This window comes from Sphingomonas sp. BT-65, from assembly GCF_026107375.2.
Classification (GTDB): domain Bacteria; phylum Pseudomonadota; class Alphaproteobacteria; order Sphingomonadales; family Sphingomonadaceae; genus Sphingomonas.
Window position 1 is genome coordinate 1,905,582 of sequence record NZ_JAPCIA010000001.1, and the last position, 24,194, is coordinate 1,929,775.

General features: G+C 60.7%; 22 protein-coding genes and 4 pseudogenes. 11 read left to right on the forward strand and 15 right to left on the reverse strand.

Features of this window, described 5'->3' with window-relative positions; translation table 11 throughout:
• Window position 1 precedes the first annotated feature (1 nt).
• Genes rfbA through rfbC form a run of 4 tightly spaced genes read right to left on the reverse strand, consistent with a single transcriptional unit; the run spans window position 2 to window position 3,446 of the window.
• The gene (gene rfbA, locus OK349_RS09175; protein ID WP_265117514.1) at window positions 2-871 is read right to left on the reverse strand and encodes a glucose-1-phosphate thymidylyltransferase RfbA; all 870 of its coding nucleotides are present in this window, start codon (window positions 869-871) and stop codon (window positions 2-4) included.
• Window positions 868-1,767 (reverse strand): dTDP-4-dehydrorhamnose reductase, encoded by a 900-nt coding sequence (gene rfbD, locus OK349_RS09180; protein ID WP_265117515.1) that lies wholly within the window; start codon window positions 1,765-1,767, stop codon window positions 868-870. Before rfbD ends, rfbA begins: the two co-directional genes overlap by 4 nt.
• 36 nt (window positions 1,768-1,803) lie before the next feature.
• Window positions 1,804-2,856, reverse strand: coding sequence for a dTDP-glucose 4,6-dehydratase (rfbB, locus tag OK349_RS09185; protein ID WP_265117516.1), 1,053 nt, complete (start codon window positions 2,854-2,856; stop codon window positions 1,804-1,806).
• Window positions 2,857-2,867: 11 nt separating this feature from the next.
• A complete protein-coding gene (rfbC, locus tag OK349_RS09190) occupies window positions 2,868-3,446 on the reverse strand; it encodes a dTDP-4-dehydrorhamnose 3,5-epimerase (RefSeq protein ID WP_265118570.1) in 579 nt (192 codons plus the stop codon).
• A gap of 137 nt (window positions 3,447-3,583) precedes the next feature.
• Between rfbC and OK349_RS09195 the strand changes: the two are divergent.
• Window positions 3,584-3,746 (forward strand): annotated as a pseudogene (locus OK349_RS09195) (IS3 family transposase); the annotation flags it as partial.
• Here the strand turns inward: OK349_RS09195 and OK349_RS09200 are convergent.
• Together OK349_RS09200 and OK349_RS09205 are read right to left on the reverse strand one after the other, a co-directional pair.
• Window positions 3,745-3,889, reverse strand: a pseudogene (locus tag OK349_RS09200) (IS5/IS1182 family transposase); the annotation flags it as partial. The pseudogenes OK349_RS09195 and OK349_RS09200 overlap by 2 nt on opposite strands.
• An 8-nt stretch (window positions 3,890-3,897) precedes the next feature.
• A pseudogene (locus tag OK349_RS09205) lies at window positions 3,898-4,609 on the reverse strand (IS5 family transposase); the annotation flags it as partial.
• A gap of 170 nt (window positions 4,610-4,779) precedes the next feature.
• Between OK349_RS09205 and OK349_RS19535 the strand changes: the two are divergent.
• From OK349_RS19535 to OK349_RS09240, 8 genes are all read left to right on the forward strand, one after another.
• Complete coding sequence (locus OK349_RS19535) at window positions 4,780-5,349, forward strand: sugar transferase (protein WP_372340545.1); 570 nt, start codon at window positions 4,780-4,782, stop codon at window positions 5,347-5,349.
• A complete protein-coding gene (locus OK349_RS09210) occupies window positions 5,346-6,245 on the forward strand; it encodes an NAD-dependent epimerase/dehydratase family protein (RefSeq protein WP_265117517.1) in 900 nt (299 codons plus the stop codon). Before OK349_RS19535 ends, OK349_RS09210 begins: the two co-directional genes overlap by 4 nt.
• A 139-nt stretch (window positions 6,246-6,384) precedes the next feature.
• The gene (locus tag OK349_RS09215) at window positions 6,385-7,614 is read left to right on the forward strand and encodes a putative nucleotide-diphospho-sugar transferase (RefSeq protein WP_265117518.1); all 1,230 of its coding nucleotides are present in this window, start codon (window positions 6,385-6,387) and stop codon (window positions 7,612-7,614) included.
• Window positions 7,615-7,632: 18 nt separating this feature from the next.
• Window positions 7,633-8,889 carry a hypothetical protein gene (locus tag OK349_RS09220; protein WP_265117519.1) on the forward strand — a complete coding sequence of 419 codons (1,257 nt, stop codon included), beginning with the start codon at window positions 7,633-7,635 and terminating at the stop codon, window positions 8,887-8,889.
• Complete coding sequence (locus tag OK349_RS09225; RefSeq protein ID WP_265117520.1) at window positions 8,886-9,614, forward strand: glycosyltransferase family 2 protein; 729 nt, start codon at window positions 8,886-8,888, stop codon at window positions 9,612-9,614. Before OK349_RS09220 ends, OK349_RS09225 begins: the two co-directional genes overlap by 4 nt.
• Before the next feature lie 27 nt (window positions 9,615-9,641).
• On the forward strand, window positions 9,642-10,796 hold the full coding sequence (locus tag OK349_RS09230) for an NAD-dependent epimerase/dehydratase family protein (protein ID WP_265117521.1): 1,155 nt from the start codon (window positions 9,642-9,644) through the stop codon (window positions 10,794-10,796).
• A gap of 66 nt (window positions 10,797-10,862) precedes the next feature.
• Window positions 10,863-11,384 (forward strand): serine O-acetyltransferase, encoded by a 522-nt coding sequence (locus OK349_RS09235; RefSeq protein ID WP_265117522.1) that lies wholly within the window; start codon window positions 10,863-10,865, stop codon window positions 11,382-11,384.
• Complete coding sequence (locus tag OK349_RS09240) at window positions 11,365-12,378, forward strand: WaaS/CpsH family glycosyltransferase (RefSeq protein ID WP_265117523.1); 1,014 nt, start codon at window positions 11,365-11,367, stop codon at window positions 12,376-12,378. The genes OK349_RS09235 and OK349_RS09240 overlap by 20 nt, the downstream gene beginning before the upstream one ends.
• 15 nt (window positions 12,379-12,393) lie before the next feature.
• On the opposite strand, the gene OK349_RS09245 is transcribed toward OK349_RS09240, so the two are convergent.
• The 6 genes from OK349_RS09245 to gmd all read right to left on the reverse strand — a co-directional run bounded on the left by OK349_RS09245 (window position 12,394) and on the right by gmd (window position 18,785).
• Window positions 12,394-13,755, reverse strand: coding sequence for a lipopolysaccharide biosynthesis protein (locus tag OK349_RS09245; protein ID WP_265117524.1), 1,362 nt, complete (start codon window positions 13,753-13,755; stop codon window positions 12,394-12,396).
• Window positions 13,756-13,805: 50 nt separating this feature from the next.
• On the reverse strand, window positions 13,806-14,753 hold the full coding sequence (locus OK349_RS09250) for a GDP-mannose 4,6-dehydratase (protein ID WP_265117525.1): 948 nt from the start codon (window positions 14,751-14,753) through the stop codon (window positions 13,806-13,808).
• Window positions 14,750-15,859, reverse strand: a complete 1,110-nt coding sequence (locus OK349_RS09255; protein WP_301531113.1) for a glycosyltransferase family 4 protein — start codon at window positions 15,857-15,859, stop codon at window positions 14,750-14,752. Before OK349_RS09255 ends, OK349_RS09250 begins: the two co-directional genes overlap by 4 nt.
• The gene (locus OK349_RS09260) at window positions 15,856-16,575 is read right to left on the reverse strand and encodes a class I SAM-dependent methyltransferase (protein ID WP_265117526.1); all 720 of its coding nucleotides are present in this window, start codon (window positions 16,573-16,575) and stop codon (window positions 15,856-15,858) included. The genes OK349_RS09255 and OK349_RS09260 overlap by 4 nt, the downstream gene beginning before the upstream one ends.
• A 151-nt stretch (window positions 16,576-16,726) precedes the next feature.
• Window positions 16,727-17,716 carry a GDP-L-fucose synthase gene (locus OK349_RS09265; RefSeq protein ID WP_301531114.1) on the reverse strand — a complete coding sequence of 330 codons (990 nt, stop codon included), beginning with the start codon at window positions 17,714-17,716 and terminating at the stop codon, window positions 16,727-16,729.
• Window positions 17,709-18,785, reverse strand: a complete 1,077-nt coding sequence (gmd, locus tag OK349_RS09270; RefSeq protein ID WP_265117527.1) for a GDP-mannose 4,6-dehydratase — start codon at window positions 18,783-18,785, stop codon at window positions 17,709-17,711. Before gmd ends, OK349_RS09265 begins: the two co-directional genes overlap by 8 nt.
• Before the next feature lie 414 nt (window positions 18,786-19,199).
• On the opposite strand from gmd, the pseudogene OK349_RS09275 reads away from it, so the two are divergent.
• A pseudogene (locus tag OK349_RS09275) lies at window positions 19,200-19,888 on the forward strand (IS5 family transposase); the annotation flags it as partial.
• Window positions 19,889-19,972: 84 nt separating this feature from the next.
• Here the strand turns inward: OK349_RS09275 and OK349_RS09280 are convergent.
• The 3 genes from OK349_RS09280 to OK349_RS09290 form a co-directional block, all read right to left on the reverse strand.
• Entirely contained in the window at window positions 19,973-21,142 is a 1,170-nt protein-coding gene (locus OK349_RS09280; protein WP_265117529.1) for a DUF2235 domain-containing protein, read from the reverse strand.
• Window positions 21,143-21,262: 120 nt separating this feature from the next.
• Entirely contained in the window at window positions 21,263-22,633 is a 1,371-nt protein-coding gene (locus tag OK349_RS09285) for an exopolysaccharide biosynthesis polyprenyl glycosylphosphotransferase (protein ID WP_265117530.1), read from the reverse strand.
• Window positions 22,634-22,839: 206 nt separating this feature from the next.
• Window positions 22,840-23,004 (reverse strand): hypothetical protein, encoded by a 165-nt coding sequence (locus tag OK349_RS09290; RefSeq protein ID WP_265117531.1) that lies wholly within the window; start codon window positions 23,002-23,004, stop codon window positions 22,840-22,842.
• Window positions 23,005-23,201: 197 nt separating this feature from the next.
• Between OK349_RS09290 and OK349_RS09295 the strand changes: the two genes are divergently transcribed.
• Complete coding sequence (locus OK349_RS09295) at window positions 23,202-24,137, forward strand: hypothetical protein (RefSeq protein ID WP_265117532.1); 936 nt, start codon at window positions 23,202-23,204, stop codon at window positions 24,135-24,137.
• The last annotated feature ends 57 nt before the right edge of the window (window positions 24,138-24,194 follow it).

Consider the following 24,194-nt stretch of genomic DNA (forward strand, 5'->3'; position numbering starts at 1 on the left):
ATCATCGCGTCTCGACGGCCTTCAGGATTGCGCGACCATAAGCGGTCTTGCTGAACATCTCGCCGCGAGCGCGCGCCTGCTCGGCCGAAATGAATCCACGTTCAAACGCAATTTCCTCCAGGCAGGCGATCTGTATGCCCTGGCGATGCTGGAGCGTGCGGACGAACTCGCTGGCCTCGAGAAGGCTCTCATGCGTGCCGGTGTCGAGCCAAGCATAGCCGCGGCCCATTTGTTCGACATGAAGATCGTTGGCTTCCATATAGATGTGGTTGAGATCAGTGATCTCTAGCTCGCCGCGTGCGGATGGCTTCAAGTTGCGGGCAAACTCGACGACACGGTTGTCGTAGAAATAAAGACCGGTAACGGCGAGATTGGATTTGGGGGCGGCAGGCTTTTCTTCGATCGAGATGGCAAGGCCATTTTCGCCCAACTCGACCACGCCATAGCGTTCCGGATCTTCGACCCGGTAGGAAAAGACCGTCGCGCCATACTTGCGCGCCACTGCATTAGCCAAAAGATCGGTCAGATGCGCGCCGAAGAAGATGTTGTCGCCCAGCACCAGCGCGACATGATCGTCGCCGATAAAATCGGCGCCGATGGTGAACGCCTGCGCCAGCCCCTCGGGCCGGGGTTGTTCGGCATATTGGATATTGAGCCCAAAGGCGCTGCCGTCCGCAAACAGCCGCTGATAATTCGGCAGATATTCGGGGCTCGAGATGATCAGTATATCGCGGATTCCCGCCAGCATCAGCACCGATAGCGGATAATAAACCATCGGCTTATCATAGATCGGCAGCAGCTGCTTATTCACAGCGAGCGTGGCCGGGTGGAGCCGGGTACCTGACCCGCCAGCGAGAATGATGCCCTTCACTTGGTCGCTCCGATCAGTTCGTCAAGAATGTCGCTGAGCGCAAGCTGCCACGGGCGCGGTTCGATGCCATAGGCGGCGCGGACCGCATCGTGGCTGAGCAGCGAATTTGCGGGCCGTCGCGCCGGGGTCGGATATTCGGCGGTGGTGATCGGCATCACCTCGGCCGCCGGACCGCCGCGCAGCGCTGATTGGCGGAAGATCTCCGCCGCGAATCCAGCCCAGCTAACCGCGCCGGCATTGCTGAAATGAAAGGTCCCGGCAGGCGCATCCGTATCCTCGGCAAGCCGCACCGCGATCGTCATCAGTGCGCATGCCAGGTCGACGGCACTCGTCGGGCTGCCGCGCTGATCGTCGACCACCCGCAGCGCGTCCCGCTGCGCGCCAAGGCGCAGCATCGTCTTGACGAAATTCTGCCCATGAGCGCTCACTACCCAGGCCGTGCGCACGATCGCGTGCCGCGCGCCCGCCGTCCGCACCGCGAGCTCGCCGCCGAGCTTGGACGCGCCATAGACGCCGAGCGGCGCGACGGGATCGTCAACCTCCCATGCGCCGTCCTTGCTGCCGTCGAAGACATAGTCGGTCGACACCTGGATCAGCGGGATATCCACCTTAGCACAGGCCCCGCCGAATGCAGCGGGTGCCAGCGCATTGATCCGCCACGCGGCGACCGCGTCGCTTTCCGCCTTGTCGACCGCAGTATAGGCCGCGCCGTTGATCACTGCCGCCCAGGGCTGCCCGGCGACGGCGGTGGCGACCGCTTCCGGATCGGCGAGGTCGAGCGCCTCGCGGCCGATCACCACCGCTTCCCATCCCTGTGGCCAAGCCGCGCGGGCGAGCTCGATGCCGAGCTGCCCGGTCGCGCCGGTGACCAAGATCTTACGGATCGCATCGCTCATCGCATTTAAACTCGTCGATAAGTCTAAGGGCAAACCTTACGCGGCAACGCCGCGTCGCTCAGCGGCCTTAGCCTTGACCAGCGGGCGCCACCAAGCCTCGTTCGCCAGATACCATTCGACGGTCTTGCGGATGCCGGTCTCGAACGTCTCCGCTGGCGTCCAGCCCAGCTCATCACGGATCCGCGCCGCGTTGATCGCATAGCGCTTGTCATGACCCGGGCGGTCGGCGACATAGGCAATCTGATCGGCGTAGCTGCCGCCATCGGCACGCGGACGAAGCGCGTCGAGGATCGCGCAGACGGTCTGCACCACCTCGATATTCTGCTTCTCGTTGTTGCCGCCGACATTGTAGCTCCGCCCCGGCTGGCCGTGTTCGAACACCGCTTGCAGCGCGCGGACATGATCCTCGACATAGAGCCAGTCGCGAACCTGATCGCCCTTGCCATATACGGGGAGAGATTCCCCGGCGAGCGCCTTGACGATCATCAGGGGGATCAGCTTTTCGGGGAAGTGATAGGGGCCGTAATTGTTCGAGCAATTGGTGATCAGCACGGGGAGTCCGAAGGTGTGACCCCAGGCCGAGACGAGATGATCGCTGCCCGCCTTGGACGCCGAATAAGGCGATCGAGGGTCATAGGGCGTGTCCTCGGTGAACAGCCCCATGTCGCCGAGCGAGCCATAGACCTCATCGGTCGAAATATGGTGGAAGCGGAACGCGTTCTTCGCCGCGCCCTCGAGCGCTTGCCAATAGGCACGCGCCTCCGCGAGCATCGTGTAGGTGCCGACCAGATTGGTGTGGATGAACGCGCCGGGGGCGTCGATCGAGCGGTCGACATGGCTCTCGGCGGCAAGGTGCGTGATGACGTCGGGTTTGAACTCGGCAATCGCGTTGCGGACCGCGGCAGCGTCGCAAATATCGCCCTGGACGAAGCGATAGCGGTTGCTCTCCGCGACCCGCGCCACAGTCGACAAGGTGCCAGCATAGGTGAGCTTGTCGAAATTGAGTACTTCATGCGTGCTGTTGTCGATCAGGTGCCGGACCAGAGCCGAGCCGATAAAGCCGGCGCCGCCGGTGACGAAGATGCGCATATGAGTGTCCTTCAGCTGAGCGGCGCGATCGGGCATCCGTCATAGGGGAAGGGGCTGTCGAAGTCCGCCAGCAGCGGCTGGACCTTGTCCTTGGCGCTGAGCTCGGGCGGCACGCCGGGCGGGAGGGGCCAATCGATCCCAATCGCCGGATCGTCCCAGCGGATGCCACCGTCGTGCGCGGGTGCATAGGTGTCCGAGCATTTATAGGTTACCTCGCAATCGGGCTCGAGCGTCAGGAAGCCATGGGCGAAGCCGATCGGGATGAACAATTGCTGCCCATTCTCGGCGGAAAGCTCAGCGCCGACCCACTTGCCATAGGTGGGCGACCCTCGCCGGACATCGACCGCGACATCGAAGATTCTCCCGCGAATGCAGCGCACCAGTTTGTCTTGGCCGCGCGAAGGGGTTTGGAAGTGCAGCCCTCGCAACGTGTATTGAGGCGCAGAAAGCGAGTGGTTGTCCTGGACGAAGGTGCAACTGATGCCGAGCGCGGCGAAGGTGTCATGGTTATATGTCTCGGTGAACCAACCGCGCGCGTCGCCATGACGGCGGGGGCGGATGAGTTGGGGGGGAGGAGATAGAAGATTCACGATACGCGCCGTATCTCCAAATTTGTCAGTGGGCAATCGAGGGAATTGTAGCCTTTGGGTGAGTTGGTAGTAAATTGAAGCGTCTCGGGTTTCCGGAGGCTCCGATTTGAAGGAGCACCCGGTATAAGCAAGACGAGGAACACGTTTCGCCCGAGGTCCGTGACTCGTGGTTCGGATGGTTAACAAGCATCGTGGCGATTACGGCTCGCAGTGGGAAGCAATGACGTCGATGCCTCGAAGATAGGCGGCACGACCGAGACACTGCGGCGCTGGTGCCGCGAGGGAGCGAGCCAACAAGCGCCCCTTTTTTGGCCCCGGCCGCGTGCCGCAGCGCACACGATCATGGAGCCGACGATCAGATACTCAAAATCCGGATCGTCCAACATCGCCGCGAAGATACCACCACCACACCCCCTTCGGCTCCCCTTGCTGAACCGCCGGAACGCGCCGCGAAGCCGTTGAAGTGGATGTTGCGCCGTTCGTATCGAGTGGCGAAGCGTCGGAGTGCTTGAGCCGATTGAAGCATCGTTCGATACGGTTACGATGCTTGTAGGCGGCGGCATCGTGCGGGATCGCGATCTTTCGGGCGCGGTTGAAGGGGTAATGGCTTCGGCGCCGATTTCGGCGATGATTGCACGCAAGGCATTGCTATCATAGGCTTTGTCGGCCAGCACGGCATTGTCTGCCTGTCCTTCGAACAGGGCGGGGCCTGCGTGACGTCACCCACCTGGCCGGCGGTGACGATGAGGCGCAATGGTCGACCCAGTGCGTCGGCGCGCATGTGGATCTTGGTGGTCAGGCCCACCTCGGGAGCGCCCCAGCGCATGATCTTTGCCCCCTTTCCCGCGCGCAGCCTGCTGGTGAGCGCGAACGATGGTGCTATCGAGCCATCAGATATTTGTTGTCGTGGTCGGCGGTCATCGCCGCGAACACCCGCTCCCATACACCAGCATGGCATCAGCGACTGAAGCGACGGCGGACCGTCTTCCATTTGCAGCAGCGGTCGGGCAGGTCGCGCCAATGCGCTCCAGACCGTAGAATCCACAGACGCCCGTTCACAACAATCGGTTATCCGATCCGGTCCATCCACGATCGCCCACCTTGCCCGGCAGCAAAGGCTGCAAACTTAACCATTGCCCCTCGTTCAACTCATACCGCCTCACACACATCACAAGCCTCCGCCTAGTCGCGGAATCCTATGAAACAACACTCTAGCCTTTTGGGAATCCCAAATGTCGATCCGCCCTAGCCTGATCGCCGCAACACGACTACAGGCACGGCCGTCGCCGCGAACACGCGACGCGATAGTCGCCCTTCTATGTGGACCACTCCCATGCACCCGATCAAGCGCATCTTCGATATCGGCGTCTGCTTGGCGCTGCTCGTCCCTGCGTTGCTCGTTACCATAGCCGTTTTGCCCGTTGTATGCTTGGAAACCCGCACAAACCCGCTGTTCCTACAGCGTCGAGTGGGGCGCCAAGGCCGCTGCTTTACGATCGTCAAACTGCGAACGATGCGTGCGGGTACACCCAACGGCGCGTCGCACGAAGTTGGGAGCGCGACGATCACACGAAGCGGCCGATTATTTCGCCGAACAAAGGTCGACGAGCTTCCGCAACTGTGGAACGTCTTGATTGGCGATATGAGCTTGGTGGGTCCGAGGCCATGCCTGCCGAGCCAAACCGAGCTTATCGAGGAACGCGCACGGCTAGGTGTCTTGGCGCTTCGCCCAGGGATCACAGGGATTGGGCAGCTCGCCGGGCTTGACATGCGCAGTCCTGCCGAGTTGGCGCGAGCCGACGCGACATATCTAGCTGAATGGTCATTGCGCCGCGATATTGCCCTGCTTTTGCGGACAGCCCTAGGTAGGGGGACGGGAGACGCCGCTGCGGCAAGGTTATGACAGGGCGTATACTGGTCACTGGAGGAAATGGCCGTCTTGGCCGCGAGATCCTGTCGCTGCTTGGCCCTCGAGGGGTTGCCGGAGTTCGTCGGTGCAACAGTGCCAATGCGGAAGTGACGCTGACGATTAGCGATCCGCTCGATCTCGATCCGGCCCGGCTTAACGGCTTCGACGCCATCATCAATTGCGCCGGACGGGTGACAGGCACGCGCGAAGAACTTGATCGGGTCAATGTCTCTTATCCGCTGGCGCTTGCGCGGCACGCCGCCGTGGCGGGAGTGCGGCGCTTCATCCAGGTTAGCTCGTTCTCGGTCTACGGGCGAACGGAACGGATCGACGCCGACAGCCCACTATCGCCCGAAAGCGACTACGGCCTTAGCAAATTGGCTTCCGAACAGAAGCTGGCCGCTTTGGCGACCGACACCTTTCTCGTGTCATCGCTGCGCTTGCCATTCATGTTCAGCGCTGCCGAACCAGCATTGCTCGGCCGATTGGTGTCGGGTATGCTTTGGCTACGCGTTCTACCGGTCCCTTATGGCGGGGTCAGCCGGCGCTCAATGATCACCTATGCCGGCGCCGCCGATGCGCTCATCACTTTGGCGACGATGCAAGACATGCCCACCGGTGCGATCGTCGCTGCCGATCCCGACCCACTGGAACTGACCGCGGTCGCCGACGCGCTGGGCGAATGCCTGGGAAGACATATCGCCGTCCTGCCGATCCCTGCGACGCTCGCAACTCTTGCGCGGCCCCTGGCCCCCACGATGATCGACCGATTGTTGGGATCCAACATTCTTGATCGGTCGATCAACTGGCTGGCTGGGGGGACTCGGTTTCCCGCGGCGGCCGAGGTTCACCTATATCTCGATCGGATCCGCCAGAAGGGGAATGGATAGTGATCACACCATTTGGCGATTGGCAGTGGACATGCTGCGAACGCCATGCTTATGCTCGCGTACGCATCGGGCTGGCGCGGACCCATGGATGTCCTCTCGACGCCAGGGCCAGCGGTGAATTTCTGGGGAAGACGGTACGGTGAGCAATCCCCAGTCCTCGACAATCGTCTTTACCGCGTGCTCCGTAAACTATTTGCCCAAGGCGATGGCCATGGGTCGTTCAGTTCTTGCGCATGATCCGGGTTGTGACGTCGCTATTCTGGTCGTTGATCGCAGATGCCCCGTCGAGGTGGAGGACGATAGGATCACTCTTATCTGGGCGCAGGATACGTCTTTCCCCGACTACCTGCGCGCGGCGTTCAAATACAACATCATTGAACTCAATACTGCGCTCAAGCCGCACGTGGCGGCGATGCTGCTCGATCGGTATGAGAAGGTCGTTTATCTCGATCCCGACGTTTACGTCTTCAATAGCCTTGCGCCGTTATTTGATGATCTCGACCATTACGACCTGCTTCTCTCGCCTCATGCCCTTGCGCCCTACACCGACGATCATCGGCCCAACGCAGTCGATCTTCTGCGTTTCGGTGTATATAACCTGGGCTTCTTCGGCGTTCGACGCTCACCCGGTGCGCGGCCCCTGCTCGACTGGTGGGATCAATGCTGCCAGACGGATTGCTGGTACGAGCCCTCGATGGGGTTGGGAGTCGACCAAAAGTGGATGGATCTGGCACCCGCCTTGTTCAACAATGTCCATATCGTCAAACATCCTGGCGTGAATGTCGCGTTCTGGAATCTGCATGAGCGCACGATCGGCCGTAACGCTGACGGGACGTGGACGGTCAACAATGATCATCCGCTAATCTTCGTTCATTTCAGTTCGTTCGACGATCACGATCAAACGGCGATCGCGGGAAAGCAGACGCGGTTTGCGCCTGGATCGCGGGCCGATTTTTCGATGGCTCGGGATATCTATGCGCAGGCACTCGCAGGATCAGCGCGATCAATCCGGACGTCGTCGAGCGAATATGGCTATAACCGGATGTCGGACGGCCGAATGATTAGTCCGGCTCTGCGCCGCTTCTTTGCCGCGCAACTTGATACGCAATTTCACGATGTTGTTGATCCCTTCGACGCTGCGGGACCGGTCTATGCCTTCGCTCGGCGCCATCGCCTGTTCTCAAGCCGGGAACGTCCCGACAAGCATGTCGATTTCAAGGCCGAGAAGCAGTTCGGACGGCAGAAGGCCGTGCTCGATATGGGGTTCCGTCTCGCGCTGAAGTTTCTCGGTCCCGATCGATATTTCATGTTGATGCGCTATCTGGCGCATTACTCGTCGATCTTGAAACAGAACGACCTGCTGCGATAACACACTGCGGCTCGCGCGATGATTGATCTTCTTGAATATGCACGGTTTCATTACCTGTCAGAATGGGTAGCGCTGACCGTCCTTTTGGCAGCGATCCTGTTCCTGAACCGTTTGGTCGGACTTCGCTATGTCAATGCGCTACTGCTTGCGCAGATCATCTTTGTCTTCAATGCAATCCCGGTCATTGCAGGGTTCGTCGACGGTTATTTGCCGATCGACAGGGTTGTCCACTTCTTCCTGACCGAAACGATCTTGATGATCGCGACGTGCGCAGTCTACACGTTCATTGTCCGCAGGGGTATGGCGCAGAACGAACGGATCGCCGCCTTTTTTACCGGCGCGGTGCCCTATTTGCTGATCGTGGTCGGCGCGGGACTAGCGGTGTTCACCTATATGGTCACTCCGCAGGACGGCACGTCACGGATCATGTACCAAACCAATTATTGGTACTCTCTAGTGAAGCCGATCAGCGCGATTATCGGCCCGCTGTCCTATTTCGGCGCGTTCTTGCTTCTGACGGTCCATCGGCAGCGCGTGCCGGCCTATGGCTTGTTGATTGTCAGTGTTCTGGGGGGCGTTGCGTCGGGATCGAAGGGCGCCTTTGTGACTCAAGCTTTGCTAGCGTTCCTCATGGTGCGGGATCTCGGCCTAACCGGCATGTTTCGCGTGGCGCTGACGGATGTAGCACTGGGGGCGGCGGGCCTGGCCGCAGGTGTTGCGTTGAGCCTTCAGCGTCTTCGGCTCGACGTCAGCCACTTGTGGGACCGGATCATGTTATACGGTGAGCCGACGCTGCTGACCTATTTCGCGCCAGATTCGACAGCGGCCTGTAATAATCTTTCACTACTCGCGAAGATGCATCGGGGTTTGGCGCGCATGCTTGGCGATCCGGGAGCGCTTAATATCGATACCTTGTTCGGATACGCCTGGACCATCCAGTATGTGGGCGTGAATACCTTTACCGGACCCAACGCGCGCTATTCAGCATACCTGACCTGCAATTTTCCTGGATGGCTTGTATTATTTGGTCTTATAATTACATGTCTGTATTTCTTTCTTGTTGTAACCACAACCAGACTTGCCGATAGAACAAGACTATTCTATCCGGCGATCTATTCGTTTTTAATATTTTCTATTTCTTCTATTGGTCAAGATTTTAATATTCTAATGCAAGACATTAGCTTCCTTTTGGGAATGGTTGCCGTAATGATAATCTTGCCGCGTGTTTGGGCGAGCGATGGCCGCAGTATGGGGCTCGAGGCTGGCCGATCATGATCTTGACCGTCGTACTTGCCGCGAAGGATGCGCCGGCAGCGCTCATTCGTTGTTGCCTGGCATCGTTTGCGCGCCTGGTGCATGCGCGCGACATCGAGATCGTCCTTGTCAACAGCGGCGCCTTCCCGGATGGCGTTGATCTGCTCGCCGATGCGTTTGGGGCGTTCCGCATCATTGAGATGGAGCCCCAGGGCATCTATCCAGCGTTCAACCGCGGGGTTGAAGCCGCGCAGGGTCAGTATGTGCTCTTCTTCGGAGTCGACGATATCGCCTTACCAGGCATGGATGCGGTGATTGTCGAGCTGCTGCGAACGGGTGCAGTCTATGATCTCTTCGCCGCGGCTTCATATATGCAGGGTTGTGGTGTGTCGGCGCCGTCGCGACTGCGCGCACAGATCCTTTTCCGTAACTGGTGCCAGCAGAGTCTATTCTACAGCCGCCAGTATCTCGCTGCGCATCCATTCGACACGCGCTATAGGATTCAAGCAGACCACAAGGCGAATATCGAGATCCGCGCCGATCGGTTGCGCCGCTTTGGGCTGTCGCGCGAAGTGGTGGCCTATTTTTCCACCGGCGGGACGTCTCAGACCAGCTATGACATCGCGTTCAGGCGCGACCTGCCAGCGATCGCGCAGGCAAATTTCGGAACGACGTATCGGCTCGCCGTCCAGCTCAAGCAGCGGCTCGCCGATCTTATCAAGGGGCCGCCGGATGCTCGGTGCTGATGGGGCCGGTTAATAGGAGTATCGGATGTGACCACCAAGAACGTGCTGATCACAGGCGGTGCCGGGTTCATCGGTGGAGCCGTCGCGCAGCGGCTTGTCGCGGCGGGGCACGCTGTAACGATTCTCGACAATTTCAGCGAACAGGTCCACGATACGCAGCAGCTTCCTCAGGCCTTGGCCGATGCGGTGACGCTCATCCGCGCCGACGTCCGCGATGCCAATGCGCTACGCGAGGCGATTCGCGGCCAGCATTGTATTGTCCATCTCGCCGCCGAGACCGGCACCGGCCAATCGATGTACCGCATCGAGCATTATTTCGACGTCAATGTCCAGGCGACCGCGACGCTGCTCGACATTCTTCAAAACGACCCCGATAAATCGCTCGAGACGCTCGTGGTGGCGTCAAGCCGAGCGATCTATGGAGAGGGTGCCTATGCCTGCGCTAAGCATGGCACCGTCTATCCCGCCGCCCGCGGCGCGGCGGAAATGGCGGCCGGACAGTTCGACCCGCTCTGTCCCCGATGCGGCGGAGGGGTTACGCTGGTCCCGACAAGCGAGACGGCGCCATTCTCGCCCTCATCCTTCTATGGGCTGACCAAGCAGGTGCAGGAGCAGGCGGTGCTGCTGTTTGCGCAGACGCGCAACATCAACGGCTTCGCGCTACGCTATCAGAATGTCTACGGTCCGGGACAATCGCTTCAGAACCCGTATACCGGCATTCTGGCTGTTTTTTCTAATCTTGCGCGCCAGGGCAAGGATATCGAAATCTATGAGGACGGCGCGGAGTCGCGCGACTTCGTCTATATCGACGACATCGCTGAAGTTACAGCGCGTTGCGTCGAGTATGACAACCGCTTCGTCGGTGCCGTCAATGTCGGTTCGGGGGTCGGCACCGATGTGCTGACGGTCGCATCGCGCATCGCAACCTTTTTCGACAGCCCTGGAAAGATCGTCGTGACCGGCGCCTACCGCATTGGCGACATTCGTCACAATGTCGCCGACGTCGCGCAGCTCGAAGCGCTGCTGGACATCCGTCCAGCGACGCCGTTCGAGGCTGGCCTCGAAGCATTTCTGTCGTGGGCTCAGGGACAAAATGCGCGCGACAAAACTGCATATGACCGTTCGGTCGGTGAGTTGCGGCGTCACAACTTGTTAATCGATACCCGTTCCGACGGAGGTTGATCGGTGGAACGACCCAGTTTCCGCCTACGGGCGACTCTCGCCGCAGATCTCACGGCGGCACATCGCATGGTCCACGGTCCCGATGTCACGCCGCCACGGGGTTGGCGCCTGTGGCTCGGCTTGGCGTCGCCGCGGTTCGTGCCGATCTTGAACTGCCGACTCGCCTATTTTTTCTATATCCGGCGTTTGGTGGTGATCGCAAAGCTGTTCTCGACGGCGAACTTTTTTCTTTATGGGCTTGAGATCGCGATCCGCTGTCCGATCGGCCCTGGACTATTCCTACCGCATACACAGGGAACCGTGATCGGTGCCGCGAGGATCGGGGCGAACGTGACGATCTATCAAGGCGTTACGCTCGGGGCACGTGAAGTTGATTTTGCCTATGGTCAGGATACACGTCCGATCGTCGAGGACGGCGTCATCATTGGTTCAGGCGCAAAGGTGATCGGTGGCGTGACGCTGGGACATGGTGCGCGGATTGGCGCCAATTCAGTAGTGCTCGCTTCGGTACCCGCCGAGACGCTGGTGATCGGCATTCCCGCGCGTGACACGGCGCTGACCGTTAAGGATGGTCATGCCAATACTTAAAGGTCGTCGAATCCTATTTATCGCACCGCGTTTCTTCGGGTATGATCTCGAGATCGCGAATGGGTTGCGCAAACGCGGCGCCCATGTCGATTGGCTGGCCGATCGTCCCTACGACACAGCGGCAATGGCAGCGTTGACCCGCTTTGTGCCCCAGATGATCCTGCCCTTCGCCGACCGGCTTTATGATCGACAGCTGTCTGCCCTGGGTCCAGCCAGCTATGACCATATCCTCGTACTCAATGGGCAAACCGTTTCACGCGAGTTCCTGAAATCGCTGCGCGCGCAGTTTCCCTCGGCAGTTTTCACGCTGTACATGTGGGACTCACTCGAAAATCGCGGGCGAACGATCGAGAATTTTCCGCTGTTCGATCGGCTCCTCAGCTTCGATCCGCAGTCGGCAGACCGATATGGCATGCAGTTGCGGCCATTGTTTTTCACACGCGTCGCACCGCCGGTGGCGCTGCAAGATGCTCGCTACGATGCGAGTTTCGTCGGCACCGCACACAGCGACCGTTACGCCGTGATCACACGCTTGAAGCAAGCATTGAGTCCTGAACTACGAGCCTTCTGGTATCTGTATCTTCAGTCTAATTGGCTTTTCAGTGTCTACAAGACGATCAAGCCAGGCATGCGCTCCGCCAAGCGCACCGATTTTCGGTTCGTCCCGATTGATAAAGACCGACTACAACAGGTAGTCGAGCAATCACTCGCAGTCGTAGATATCGAGCATCCCCGTCAGCGCGGTCTCACCATGCGAACCTTCGAAACGATGGGCCTCCAGCGCAAGCTGATAACGACCAATCGGTACGTGGAGCAGTACGAGTTTTTTGACCGCGACAATATCATGGTGATCGATCGGCAATCTCCAGTCGTCCCAACGTCCTTCTTCACGACGCCATATCGACCATTGTCACCCGAAATGTACCGTCGCTACAGCCTGGAGGGCTGGATCGACGATGTGCTTGGGACCGATGAATCCTGCGGTCGGCATTGATGTCGCGTCTGCGGGCTACGCCGGCACTGACAGGACTCGCGCGATACTGCGCCGAAGCGTGAATGCGTAAACGATCGCCAGCGTGCCGAGATAGATGACGGCGGTTACAAACGGGATCATCGAAAAGCTTATATTGACGATCACCCACGCCTTGAGCGGAATCGACAAAAGCACGAAGACGACCACCGTCCAGAGCTGCTCTTTCAGCAGATGGGCACCGTTCAGGAACATCGCCAGCGCGTTGGCCGCGCAATCGATGGCAGTCCAGATTGCGAGCCCCCAAATCAGGACGCGATCGTAACGAAGCGCTCCACCGCTAAACAATTGCCACAGAACGGGACTTGCCAGCACCATCGCAAGTCCAAACATGGTCGCGCCGCCTAGCGTTGCCAGCAACGATATGCGCAGCGTCCGCCGCGCATATTCGCGATCGCCGCGATCCAGCGCTTCGGCATAGGCGGCCCACAAAGGGGCATTGATGATATAGAAGGGAATCGAGACCAGCATGAAGATCCGCGCTCCCACCGCATAGACCGCCGCGTCGGCGGGGCCGCTGAGCGCGGAAACGAGGATCTGGTCGCTTCCCCAACCGATCAAGGCACCGAATTGAAGCGCGAGGAACAACCCGCCTGCCGAGAACATCAGCCGGAAGTCGCCGCCAGCACCGCATCTGAGCGCCGCTGGACGGATCAATCCTTCGCGCGCGAGAAATCCAAGTGCAATGAGGCCGGGAAGCTGGGCGATGCCGAGCGTGAGCAGGATATAGCCGACGAGGTCAAATTTCTGGGACTGGGTGGCGAACAGGACGATGAGCGACAGCGTCGAGCAACCCAGCGAAAGGAAATGAGAAAGATATGCGCGTTGCATTCCTGCCAGGATGCGGTGCACTGTCTGGAGCGGCAGCGACAGGCCGAGCAACGTCGCGAAGACGAGTAGCGCCTGCCCCGCTTCGACCAAAGCGCCCGAACTGGCGCTTTTGAACAGCCACCGCCAATCTGCATAAAGTGCCGCGGCCACCAGTAACAGCGCCGCGATGGCGCCGATCACGAGCGTGGTGAGCAGCCCGAGCGTGACGATCCGCTGCAGACCGGCGACGTCGTTGCGTCCGACCCGGCCAGCGACAGGAACGACCAGCCCATTGCCGATGCCGAAATCAAGCAGATTGAGGACCGACAGCAGACTCGCGATTGTCATCCAGATACCAAAGCGCTCCGTTCCGATGTCGGCCAATGCAAAACGTGAAGCGACGAGGATGACCGCAAACGAGGCGACGCGCGCCCCAACATTGCTCGTGATCGACAAGAGCACGCGGCGTCGGCGTTCGGCCGCTCGCATCAATGCCTCGCCTGCTGTGCCATCCGCCGGCGCGGTCATCATCGGCGCGTGACCTCCTAGCCAACCAATCAGTACCGAAAAGGCGCGCAAGATTAGGGCTCGATGATCATCTTGGCGATGAGTTCGGGCATCCGGGTGCGCGCGCGCCAGCCCAATTCGGTCGCCGCCTTGCTCGGGTCGCCCGCGCTGATCATGATGTCACTGGGCCGGATCATCTGGTCGTCGATTGCGACGTGGTCGCGCCAGACCAAGCCTACACTGGCGAAGGCATCGGCGACGAACGATTCGAGCGAACAGGAATGGCCGGTTGCTACGATGTAGTCGTCAGGTTCGGTGCGCTGGAGCATCATCCACATGGCTTCGACATATTCGGGTGCCCAGCCCCAGTCGCGCACAACGTCGAGGCGTCCGAGTTGGAGCGTCTCCGGCGAGCCGGCCGCGATCCGGTGCACTGCACGAACGATTTTTTGGGTTACGAACCGCTCGGGCCGTAGCACTGATTCATGGTTGAATAAAAAACCGGTGCAGGCGAATAGGCCATATGCTTCGCGATAGTTGTGTACTAGCCATGCTGCAGACGCCTTTGCGATCGCATAGGGACTGCGCGGATTGAATGGTGTGTCTTCGCGGGCGGGCGCGTGAGTGCAATCGCCGAACACCTCGCTCGATCCGGCGTGATAGAGGCGTGCACTCGGATGTGACAGACGGCAGGCCTCAAGTAGATTGAGCGTCCCTAGAACGATGCTGTTCATCGTCTCGCTGGGCTGTTCAAACGACAGCGCGACCGACGATTGGCCCGCCAGGAAATAGACTTCGTCGGGTTCGACCCGGTCGATCGCCACGAGCACCGATCGGAAGTCCTCCGGTACCATCGACAGGCGAGCGACACGGTCCAAGATGCCGAGCCGTTGGAGATTGGTGAACCGGTTGCCTTCGGCGTCTCGCGAGGTCCCAATTACGTCATAGCCTTTGTCCAGCAACAACCGGGCGAGCCACGCCCCGTCCTGACCGCTGACGCCGCAAATCAACGCACGAGTCATCGTTGTCCCCGCACTGTCTGATAGACAGCCAGCGTTTCGCGCGCGCACTTCTGCCAGGTCAAGACGCGCACGCGTTCGCGGCCGCGTGCGACCAGCGTGCGGCGTCGCTTTTCGCTGCTAAGAACGGTTTCGATCGCGCGAGCCATTGCGGCTTCGTCGGCAGGATCGAATGTCTCCGCAGCATCCTCGACCACTTCGGGCAAGGAACTGGTGTTGCTGCAGACGACCGGACAATCGTGCATCATTGCCTCAAGAGGTGGCAGTCCGAACCCTTCGTAGCGTGATGGATAGACCAGAGCAGCGGCGGCGGCATAATGCGCCGCCAATGCCATGTCGTCGCCGGCCACCTGTCGGATGCGCGGAGTCAGACGAAGTTTTGCGATCAGCTCAGCTTCGCCGGTAGTGAACGCACCACCACCGAACGCGACGATCTCCACCTCCTTGCGAAGCATCGGGCTCGCCGCAACGGCGCGCACGAAGCCGTCGAAATTTTTGTATCCGGCGCGGACGCCGACAAAGAGAAGCGTCGGACGGCCGGACGGTGAAGCAACGGGCACCGGCACGGCCGCCGTTGCGGGAGCGTCGACACCAAGCAGCACGGCGGAGGTCTTCTTTTCGTCGACACCGAAGAGATCGATCAGATCGCGCTGGGTCGAGCGCGATATGCAGATGATGTGATCGGCGCGAGCGACCGCTTTGCGCTTCGCTTCGGAAGTCGGATCATCTGCAGCAAAATCGGCGCGGCAGACCTCGTGCGTCATATCATAGACGGTCAGGATAAGGGGAACGTCCCGGACGCGGGAGGAGGAGGATGCGTAATAGGTCTCGTGGACGATGTCGGGCCGCCAGCGATGGAGACCCGGCCGACTAACGACGCGATTGAGAGCCAGAAAGGGGCGCGTAGTCCGGCGCGGATATCGATCGACATGGCGGCCGTGGATAGCGCTGGATGGCAGATCGCCGAGATAGCCGTTCTGGTAGAACGGGGCGAAGATGCCTACTTCCTCTCCCGCGATGAGCAGTTCGGCCGCGGTGCGGGCAAAATAGCGGGAAATCCCTCCATAGCGTTGTAGCGTGAAGGTCTGATGGTCGAACGCGATCCTCACGAAACCTCGTCCGATGCCATCAGTAGGTGATCGCTATGGACGCGTGTCGTATAGCGACGCTTCAGCACGGGCGCGATCAGACTGCTCCAACGCAGCGCGGCCTTGAACGCCGCCGGCGACACCTTGCTGTCGGTGATCAGATGATAGTTGCGCCCGTTGGACAGGACATGCTTACCGGATTGACCCGCCAAGCGCTGGAGGCTGTCAATGGTGAAGAAGCCGATATGCTGGCCATGCTCACGGCCGAAATACCACCAATCGTCGGGAATGTTCGTTGGCGCAAATTCGGTCGAGATCAGCACATTCGGGGAAAGCGCAAGCATCCGTTCGAGTTCGGATCGAGGGTCGATTAGATGCTCAAATACCTCGAAGGCGGTCAGAAGGTCATAAGACACGCCCGCGCTGTGTTCGAAGCCGGCGGCCAGCTTGTTCTCACAATAACCGTCCATCCAATATGCATCGATCCCGAAATCACGCAGCAGCCGCACCAATACGCCATAGCCGCCGGCGAAATCGATCACCTTTCCTCGCGGTTTGCCCAGCAGTGTCACAACGGTCGCGACCACGCTTCGATTGTACAGGTTTCGCGCCATGATCCCGGTATCGCTGAGGTTGATCGGAACCGCATAAGCTTCGTCCAGCCAATAAGGCTTCTCGGTCTGCAGATAGCCACATGCCGGGCAACGGAAATATGCGACTCGATGACCGATCAACATACCCTCCATCAGCCGGCGCGCGGACGTCTTGCATATCCGACATGGTTGTTCAGTATCATCAATCATCGCATCGTTTCCGGATCTGGAAATGACCTTTTGGTCAGCTAGTCTCGCACTTTCGCAGGACGTCGAAGGAAAGGAACGGGCGCGCTCAGGCGATCGAGCGTAATTCACTCTGATCGAGGAACCAGCGATAGGTAGCGGCGATGCCATCCTCAAGGGTGATCCGCGACGACCAGCCCAAGCCCGTCAACCGCCCGGTATCAAGCAGCTTGCGCGGCGTCCCGTCCGGTCGCGTCTGATCGAGCACAATCTCTCCCCTGAAGCCGATGATTCGCGCAACCAACATTGCCAGTTCGTGGATGCTGATATCGCTCGAAACGCCAACATTGACGTGATCGTCGTCCGAATAATGCTGCAGGAGATAAACCAAAGCGTCGGCGCAATCATCAACATGCATGAATTCGCGTCGCGGCGTACCCGATCCCCACACAGTCATGCTCTCGGCCCGCGCGATTTTGGCCTCATGCGCTTTGCGGATCAGTGCGGGCAGCACGTGGCTGCTATTAAGATCAAAATTGTCGCCTGGACCATAAAGATTGGTCGGCATCGCCGAGATATAATCGCGTCCATATTGGCGTCGATAGGCTTGGACAAGCTTGATCCCAGCGATCTTAGCGACCGCGTACCATTGGTTGGTCGCCTCGAGCGGGCCGGTGAGCAAGGCATCCTCGCTGATTGGCTGATCTGCTAGGCGCGGATAGATACAACTCGATCCGAGGAACAACAGCCGCTCCACGCCAATACGATGCGCGGTACCGATAATGTTCGTTTGGATCAGCAGATTGTCTTCGAGGAAATCGACGGGATAAGTGTCGTTGGCAAGGATGCCACCGACACGTGCCGCGGCAACGACGATCGCATCGGGTCGAGCTTCGCTAAGCCAGTCCGCAACTTCGTCCTGGCGTCGTAGATCGAGCCTGTCGGGGCGGTCAGGCACGACTACGCAACCCAGCGCGGCAAGTCGGCGGGCAACCGCCGAACCGACCATACCGCGCTGCCCAGCGACCCACACGCGCTTGCCGGACAAGGGATAGATCGGATCTCTCGCGGGTAGGGCCTGCTCCGTCTGATCAACCATTGCCACGCCCTTCGTGTGCAACGACCTTGAGATCCTCCGCAACCATCTCGCGGCACAGGCTCTGCCAGTCGGTCTGGTGCTCCCAGCCCAGCTTCTCACGAGCCTTGGTCGGGTCACCGAGCAAGAGCTCGACTTCAGTGGGGCGAAAATAGCGAGGGTCCACCTCGACGCGAACCGCGCCGGTCTTGCGGCACACGCCCTTCTCGTCCACGCCGCTACCCTGCCAATCGAGGTCGATGCCAGCTTGTTGAAACGCCAGCGTAACGAAATCACGGACCAATGTAGTCACACCCGTGGCTAACACAAAGTCATCGGCTTTCTCTTGCTGCATCATCAGCCACATGCCGCGGACATATTCGCGCGCATGGCCCCAATCTCGCTTGGCGTCGAGATTGCCGAGATAGAGCCGCTCGGCGATGCCATGTTTTATCGCTGCCGCGCCGCGCGTGATCTTGCGCGTCACGAAGGTCTCTCCGCGAAGCGGACTTTCGTGATTGAAGAGAATCCCGTTCGCGGCGTACATTTCATAAGCCTCGCGGTAGTTCACCACGATCCAGTATGCGTAGAGCTTGGCAGCAGCGTAGGGGCTGCGTGGATAGAAAGGAGTAGTCTCGCGCTGAGGAACTTCTTGGACGAGGCCGTAGAGTTCCGAGGTCGAGGCTTGATAGAAGCGGGTCTTCTTCTCCAGCCCGAGGATGCGGATAGCCTCAAGCAACCGTAGCGTACCGACGGCATCGGCATTAGCAGTGTATTCAGGAGTTTCGAAGCTAACCGCAACATGGCTTTGTGCGGCAAGGTTGTAGATCTCGTCAGGTTGGACAGCCTGCACAATGCGGATCAGATTGGTGCTGTCCGTCATGTCGCCATAATGTAGGATGAAGCGCGAATTCTCAACATGCGGATCGCGATAGAGATGCTCGATGCGACTCGTGTTGAACGACGACGACCGACGCTTTAGGCCGTGAACCGTATAGCCCTTTGAGAGCAGCAATTCGGATAGATAGGCACCGTCTTGGCCGGTAACGCCTGTAATCAGTGCAACCTTTCCATCATGGTCGTGCTTCGGCATTCATGGACTCCTGAAAATCATTGAGAACAGTGACAGGGCCGGACAACATATTCACACCGGCGAGGGGGTACCTCGCCGATGCCTTGGAAACCGACGAACGCCCCCGTTATACACTGACCGGTACTCACTCGGCCGCGTGCTTAATGCCAATTACGCGATGTTGCCATAGCGCGATGCGCCTGTGCGGCGTGCCGACGACACGAGTGGGAGAATTCCACTGCGGCTTGATCGGGGCCGGTCCGGATCGTTCCTAACGTTCCCCTGCCGCCCGAGTTCCGGGCTGTCCGACGGTTTGATGACAAGCTGTTTGATCCCGGGCTTTGATCGTGCGGATTTAGGGTTAAAACCCAATCAATAGGTTGATTATATTGCCTGATTCTGATTCGATACAGCGTGAGACTGAGGAGGCGGCAGATGTCGGATCTGTATTGGTTGAGCGATGAGGCCGGGGCGGTGATCGAGCCGCATCTGCCGCACGGCGAACCTGGCGCGCGGCGGGTGGACGACCGGCGCGTGATCTCGGGCATCCTGCATGTCCTGAAGTCGGGCTGTCGCTGGCGCGATGCGCCTGCGCAGTACGGGCCGCGCACCACACTGTACAACCGCTACAACCGATGGGCTCGCCGTGGCATCTGGCGCCGGCTGTTCGAGCAGGTGGCGGGCACCGGCGGCGTCCCCGATGAGCTCGCGATCGACGCCACGCACGTCAAGGTCCATCGCTGCGCAGGCGGCGGAAAAAGGGGGAAACCACAGAGGCGACCGGCCGCTCGCGCGGTGGCCGGGCGAGCAAGATCCACGCGCTGGCTGACGCTTGCGGCAGACCCGTCGCCTTCATCCTGACACCCGGAAACACCGCCGACAATATCGTCGCCCCCGCGCTATTAGCCACCGTCACGCCGCCGCGCCGCCTGCTCGGCGACAAGGCCTATGACACCGACACGATCAGGCAGCTTCTCGCTCAGCGACAGGTCGAAGCGGTCATTCCCTCCAGCGCTCACCGCACCAGGCCAATCCCCTTCAACCGCATCGCCTACAAGCGCCGAAACCGCATCGAACGCATGTTCTGCCGCATCAAAGACTGGCGACGCGTCGCTACACGATACGACCGGCGAGCCGACAACTACCTCGCCGCCGTCGCCCTCGTCTCCACCGTCACCTTCTGGTGCTGATTGAGTCGTGACCCTAGGTCAGCCGTCCACCGAATAGTCGACAGGAATGTTCGAGCTTCGACCGCCAAGCTTCCGCTCACGCTCGACAACGGAGGCATGTAGCGTTGCGCCGGCGGAGATGAAGCGCCGCTCGAAAAGGGGCAGCGTCATGCCCAGAAATGCCGGGCGCGACGAATTCTTCGGTTTGCGCCGCGGCACGAACTCGAGCAGCGCCCAGCCGAACGTCATGGTGTTATGCGCCGCTCCGAGCGCGTCGGGCTTTACATATTCCGAGTTGACCGGCCGCCCCATCACCACCGCGTTCACGCTCTGCTGACGGAAGTTCAGGCCGCAGAGCTTCGCGCGCTCGATCATCCATAGAAGCGGCACCTTGCAGAGGGCGCTTTCCGCCTCGGGGTGGCCGCCACCCACATCGCCATGGCCCCCCGCGAACCAGACTTCCTTGACGTCCTGGGGTCGCGCCGCGGCGCGGTTGAACGGATTGCCCCAATATTCCTGGCCGGCCGGCCAGAGCTGCGGCTCGAACATCGTGCGCTTCTCGTCGATCGCCACGGCATGCGATACCGCTTCGACGCTGGCGTTCCTGCTGGTGAACGCGTGCGATTTGAGCCGGATGCCGTGCCGCCCGCTTTCGATTACCGACGCGACGGTGTCGAACAACCCCAGCATCCGGATCGGCGGCCGGTCGGGATTGAGGATGCGCTCGTAGAGACGCACTTCGGCGAAGGCCGCCTGCTTCTCGTCCTCGCCGATCGACTTGTATGCCCGATAGACATAGTCGAGCAGGTTCAGGTTGCGCGGCTCGATCAATCCCACCGCATGGATAAACCCGGCGAGCACGCGCGCGGCATAGGCGCCCCGGCTGAACCCGAAAATGAAGATGCGGTCGCGCTCCGCCGCCTTGCTGCCCCGTTTTTTGCCGCTGTCGTAATTCTCGACGAGGAAGCGATAGGCCTCCTTCACATTCTCATCGAACCCCCAGCCGGTGGCGAGGCCCCAGACTTCATGCGCCTTGCGCCAGAAGCGCAACCACGCGCCCTCCGCGCCGAATGTCCCAACGCCCGGATCATAATAGACGAGTTGCTCCGCGTCCTTGGCAAGAACGCCATAGAGCCGGAGGATATTGCTGCGATCGCACTCGATCTCGTTCGATGTCCCATCGAGCAGGATGACGATGTTCTTGGACATGGTTGCCTCGCCAGGTCAGGATAGAGAGGCTATCGCTTCAGTCAAAGGGCAGGAATACGTCGCGCGCCAGCTCCAGGCAGCGATGGCCGCGAGAACCGCGGCTTCAAGCCGGTCCTCCAGTCAGAAGGCCTTGCGATGTACGACCACCATCGCGGTCGAAACGAGGATGCTGATCTCGCGCCATATCGACCAGTCCTGGAGATATTCGAGGTCGGCTGCCAGCCTGTCCTCGAGATCCGCTTCGCTTTCGGTCGCGCCGCGAAAGCCGCGCACCTGGGCGAGGCCGGTGATGCCTGGTTTCAGCGCATGACGGAGCCAGTAGCGCTGGTCGATCTGCCAGAACAGCTTGTCGCCGGCCAGCGAGCCCAGGGCGTGCGGCCGCGGGCCGACCAGGCTCATGTCACCCTCGAGAACGTTGAAGAGCTGTGGCAGTTCGTCGATGCTGGTCCGGCGCAGGAAACGGCCGACCCGCGTGATGCGGTCATCGTCGCGGCTCGCCGACCGCGTGCCGGAATGGTCGCTCTGCTCGGTCCGCATCGTTCGGAACTTGTAGATGCGGAACAGCTGATTGCCGCGGCCCACGCGCAACTGGTTGAAGAAGACCGGCCCCGGGCTGTCGAGCTTGACCGCCAGCGCCACGATCAGCAGCAATGGGGTGAGCAGGAGGATCGCCGGCACCGTGATCGCAAGGTCAAGACAGCGCTTGGCGGCGCGGTTGCTGGTGCTGAGCGGCCCGCGCGACACGATGTGCGTGGCGTAGGACCCGACCCGGCCCAGGGCCATGACATCGGCCACCATCCGGTCGCTCAGCAGGAATTCGCCGTCGATGTTCGCGCCGCGCAGGAGCAGGGTCCAGGCGTCGCGCCGCTCGGGCGGGCACGACACCACCACCCGATCGAATCCGCGAAGGTGCCGGCCGATACGATCGAGCATCTCGGGGTCGTCGAGATCGGGGCTGAGCCGCAATGCGCGGGCGTTCAGCCGATGGGGAATGGGAAGCGGCGGCGTCTCCATGCCATCGCAGATCACCAGTTCGTTGAGCAGCGACCCCTCGAGACGGCGAAGCGCGACGCGGACGAACAGAGCGCGGCCGGTGACCAGGAAAGCGAGGGCCAGCACCGCGCCGAAACCAAAGGCGAGCCGCGAGATCTGCTGGCTGGCATGCGCGACATAGGTGAAGAACACCATCGCCACCAGCGCATAGAGAAGAGCCGAGACCGAGCGCCTGAGACTGGCGCGCGGATCGGTGAAGTTGGTCGCGCTATAGACATCGGCTGCCAGCGCGAAGCCCAGATAGCCAATCAGCGCCATCAGGGCGAGCTGCCAGCCGTCGAACACATTCGTGTCACCGCCGACGCCGCTGGAGATCAGGAATGCCGAGACGATCGCCACGCAATCCAGCGCCAACAGCTCGAGATAGAGCTGTATGCGCTGGAGACGTTTCGATCGCACACGCGGGGCGATGAACTCTCCGTGCGTAGATGCGTCCATCGTTGGCGGGATCCCTTTGGCTAGGACAGCTGTCCGGGCGGCCCCCAAGGGATATTTATATTGCGGTGCAAAATGCAACCCGCGGCACCGGCCGTCAGCGCCTATTAGCGACTGACCGTTTGCTCCGCCCGACGACGTGTTTGTCGCGGAGCAGGGATCGCGCATTCATCCGCAAGCACCGGCTCATCGCGGCGACGCGTACACGATCAGCGAAGAAGGAAGAACAGCACCCCGCCCGCAGCTGCCGCCAGCGCAACATAGCCGGCCAGCCGCGACAAGCCGCGAATGATTCGCTCGATGGGATCATCGTCGTGCGCCGCGGGCGGCGACAAATCCTGACGCTGCGCCAACGGAACGATCGGATCGTCCACGAACACGTCCATCCTCTCCAATGTCGATCTCTTGCTTAAGACAAGACGAGCTATAGCCGAGATGAGCAGAGGAGTAAAACCCTCTTGACGCAATCCTGCCGGTCGCAAAACGGGTCGGCCGCTCGTCCGGGAACGGGCTGCCGCACGCCCCGGCGCTCTCGTCGCATCAGCGTGGCGCAGCACGCCATCTCAAGTAGATGGACGCAATGCCCAGCCCCCCGCGCTCCCCCATCCTGATCGCAGCGGATGGCGAGCCCGTCTATCGCGTGCGGAGCGGCAGCGCGTATCGCACGGTCCGCGCGCACGACGTGGGCAACGGCCTGTTCGTGTTCGATTCGCCCGTGAACAATGTGGAGATCAGCGATGTCGAGGTGACCGGCGGCTATCGGGTGATCGAGAACAGTGCGAGCGGCGGCGGCAAGGCTTCGTGCGAGCAGCTGCTCGTGGCCGATGTGCGCGCGACGGGCCTGCGCCGCGGCTTTGCCCGCATGCGTTACGCCAGCCGCGGCGGACGGTTTCGCAACATCACGGCGGAGGGCGTGATGACGACCGGCGCGACCGACCTGCCCGTGGGAATCGCGCTCGACGGCACGGCAAATGATTTCCGGTTCGAGCGTTGCGTGATGCGCGGCTTCCGCTGGCAACGGCGGGCGAACAAATATTGGAACGGCGACGGCTTTTCGACCGAGCGCGGCAACCGCAATATCCACTTCGCCAGCTGTGAAGCCTGGGATAACAGCGACGGGGGTTTCGACCTCAAATCGAGCGGCACGGTGCTCGACGACTGCGTCGCCGGACGCAATGCCCGCAATTACCGTTTGTGGTCGGACATCACCGCCACGCGCCTCACCAGCATCGATCCCGCCAAGCTCGGCGGGACCGGCGATACCAACCATATCTCGCTGATGGCCTCCAAGACGGCAGGCGCCCCGCCGCTGGTGATTCGCATCCAGCACCTGATCGTACGCAGCGAGCGGGGCTGGCCGATCTTCGACATCCATGACGGATCGGCCCGGATCTTCGTCGAGAGTCACGACATCACCGTGCCCCCGGGCACGCCGCTTACCCGCTCGCGCGGGGGTGGCAAGGCGGTGGGCGGCGTCCAATTCGCAGGCGCGCCGCCACAGCTCTAGCGGCGGGGCTCGTGCCGGGCACGTTTCGGCGACAAGCGCTTGCTGCAACGCAGCGTA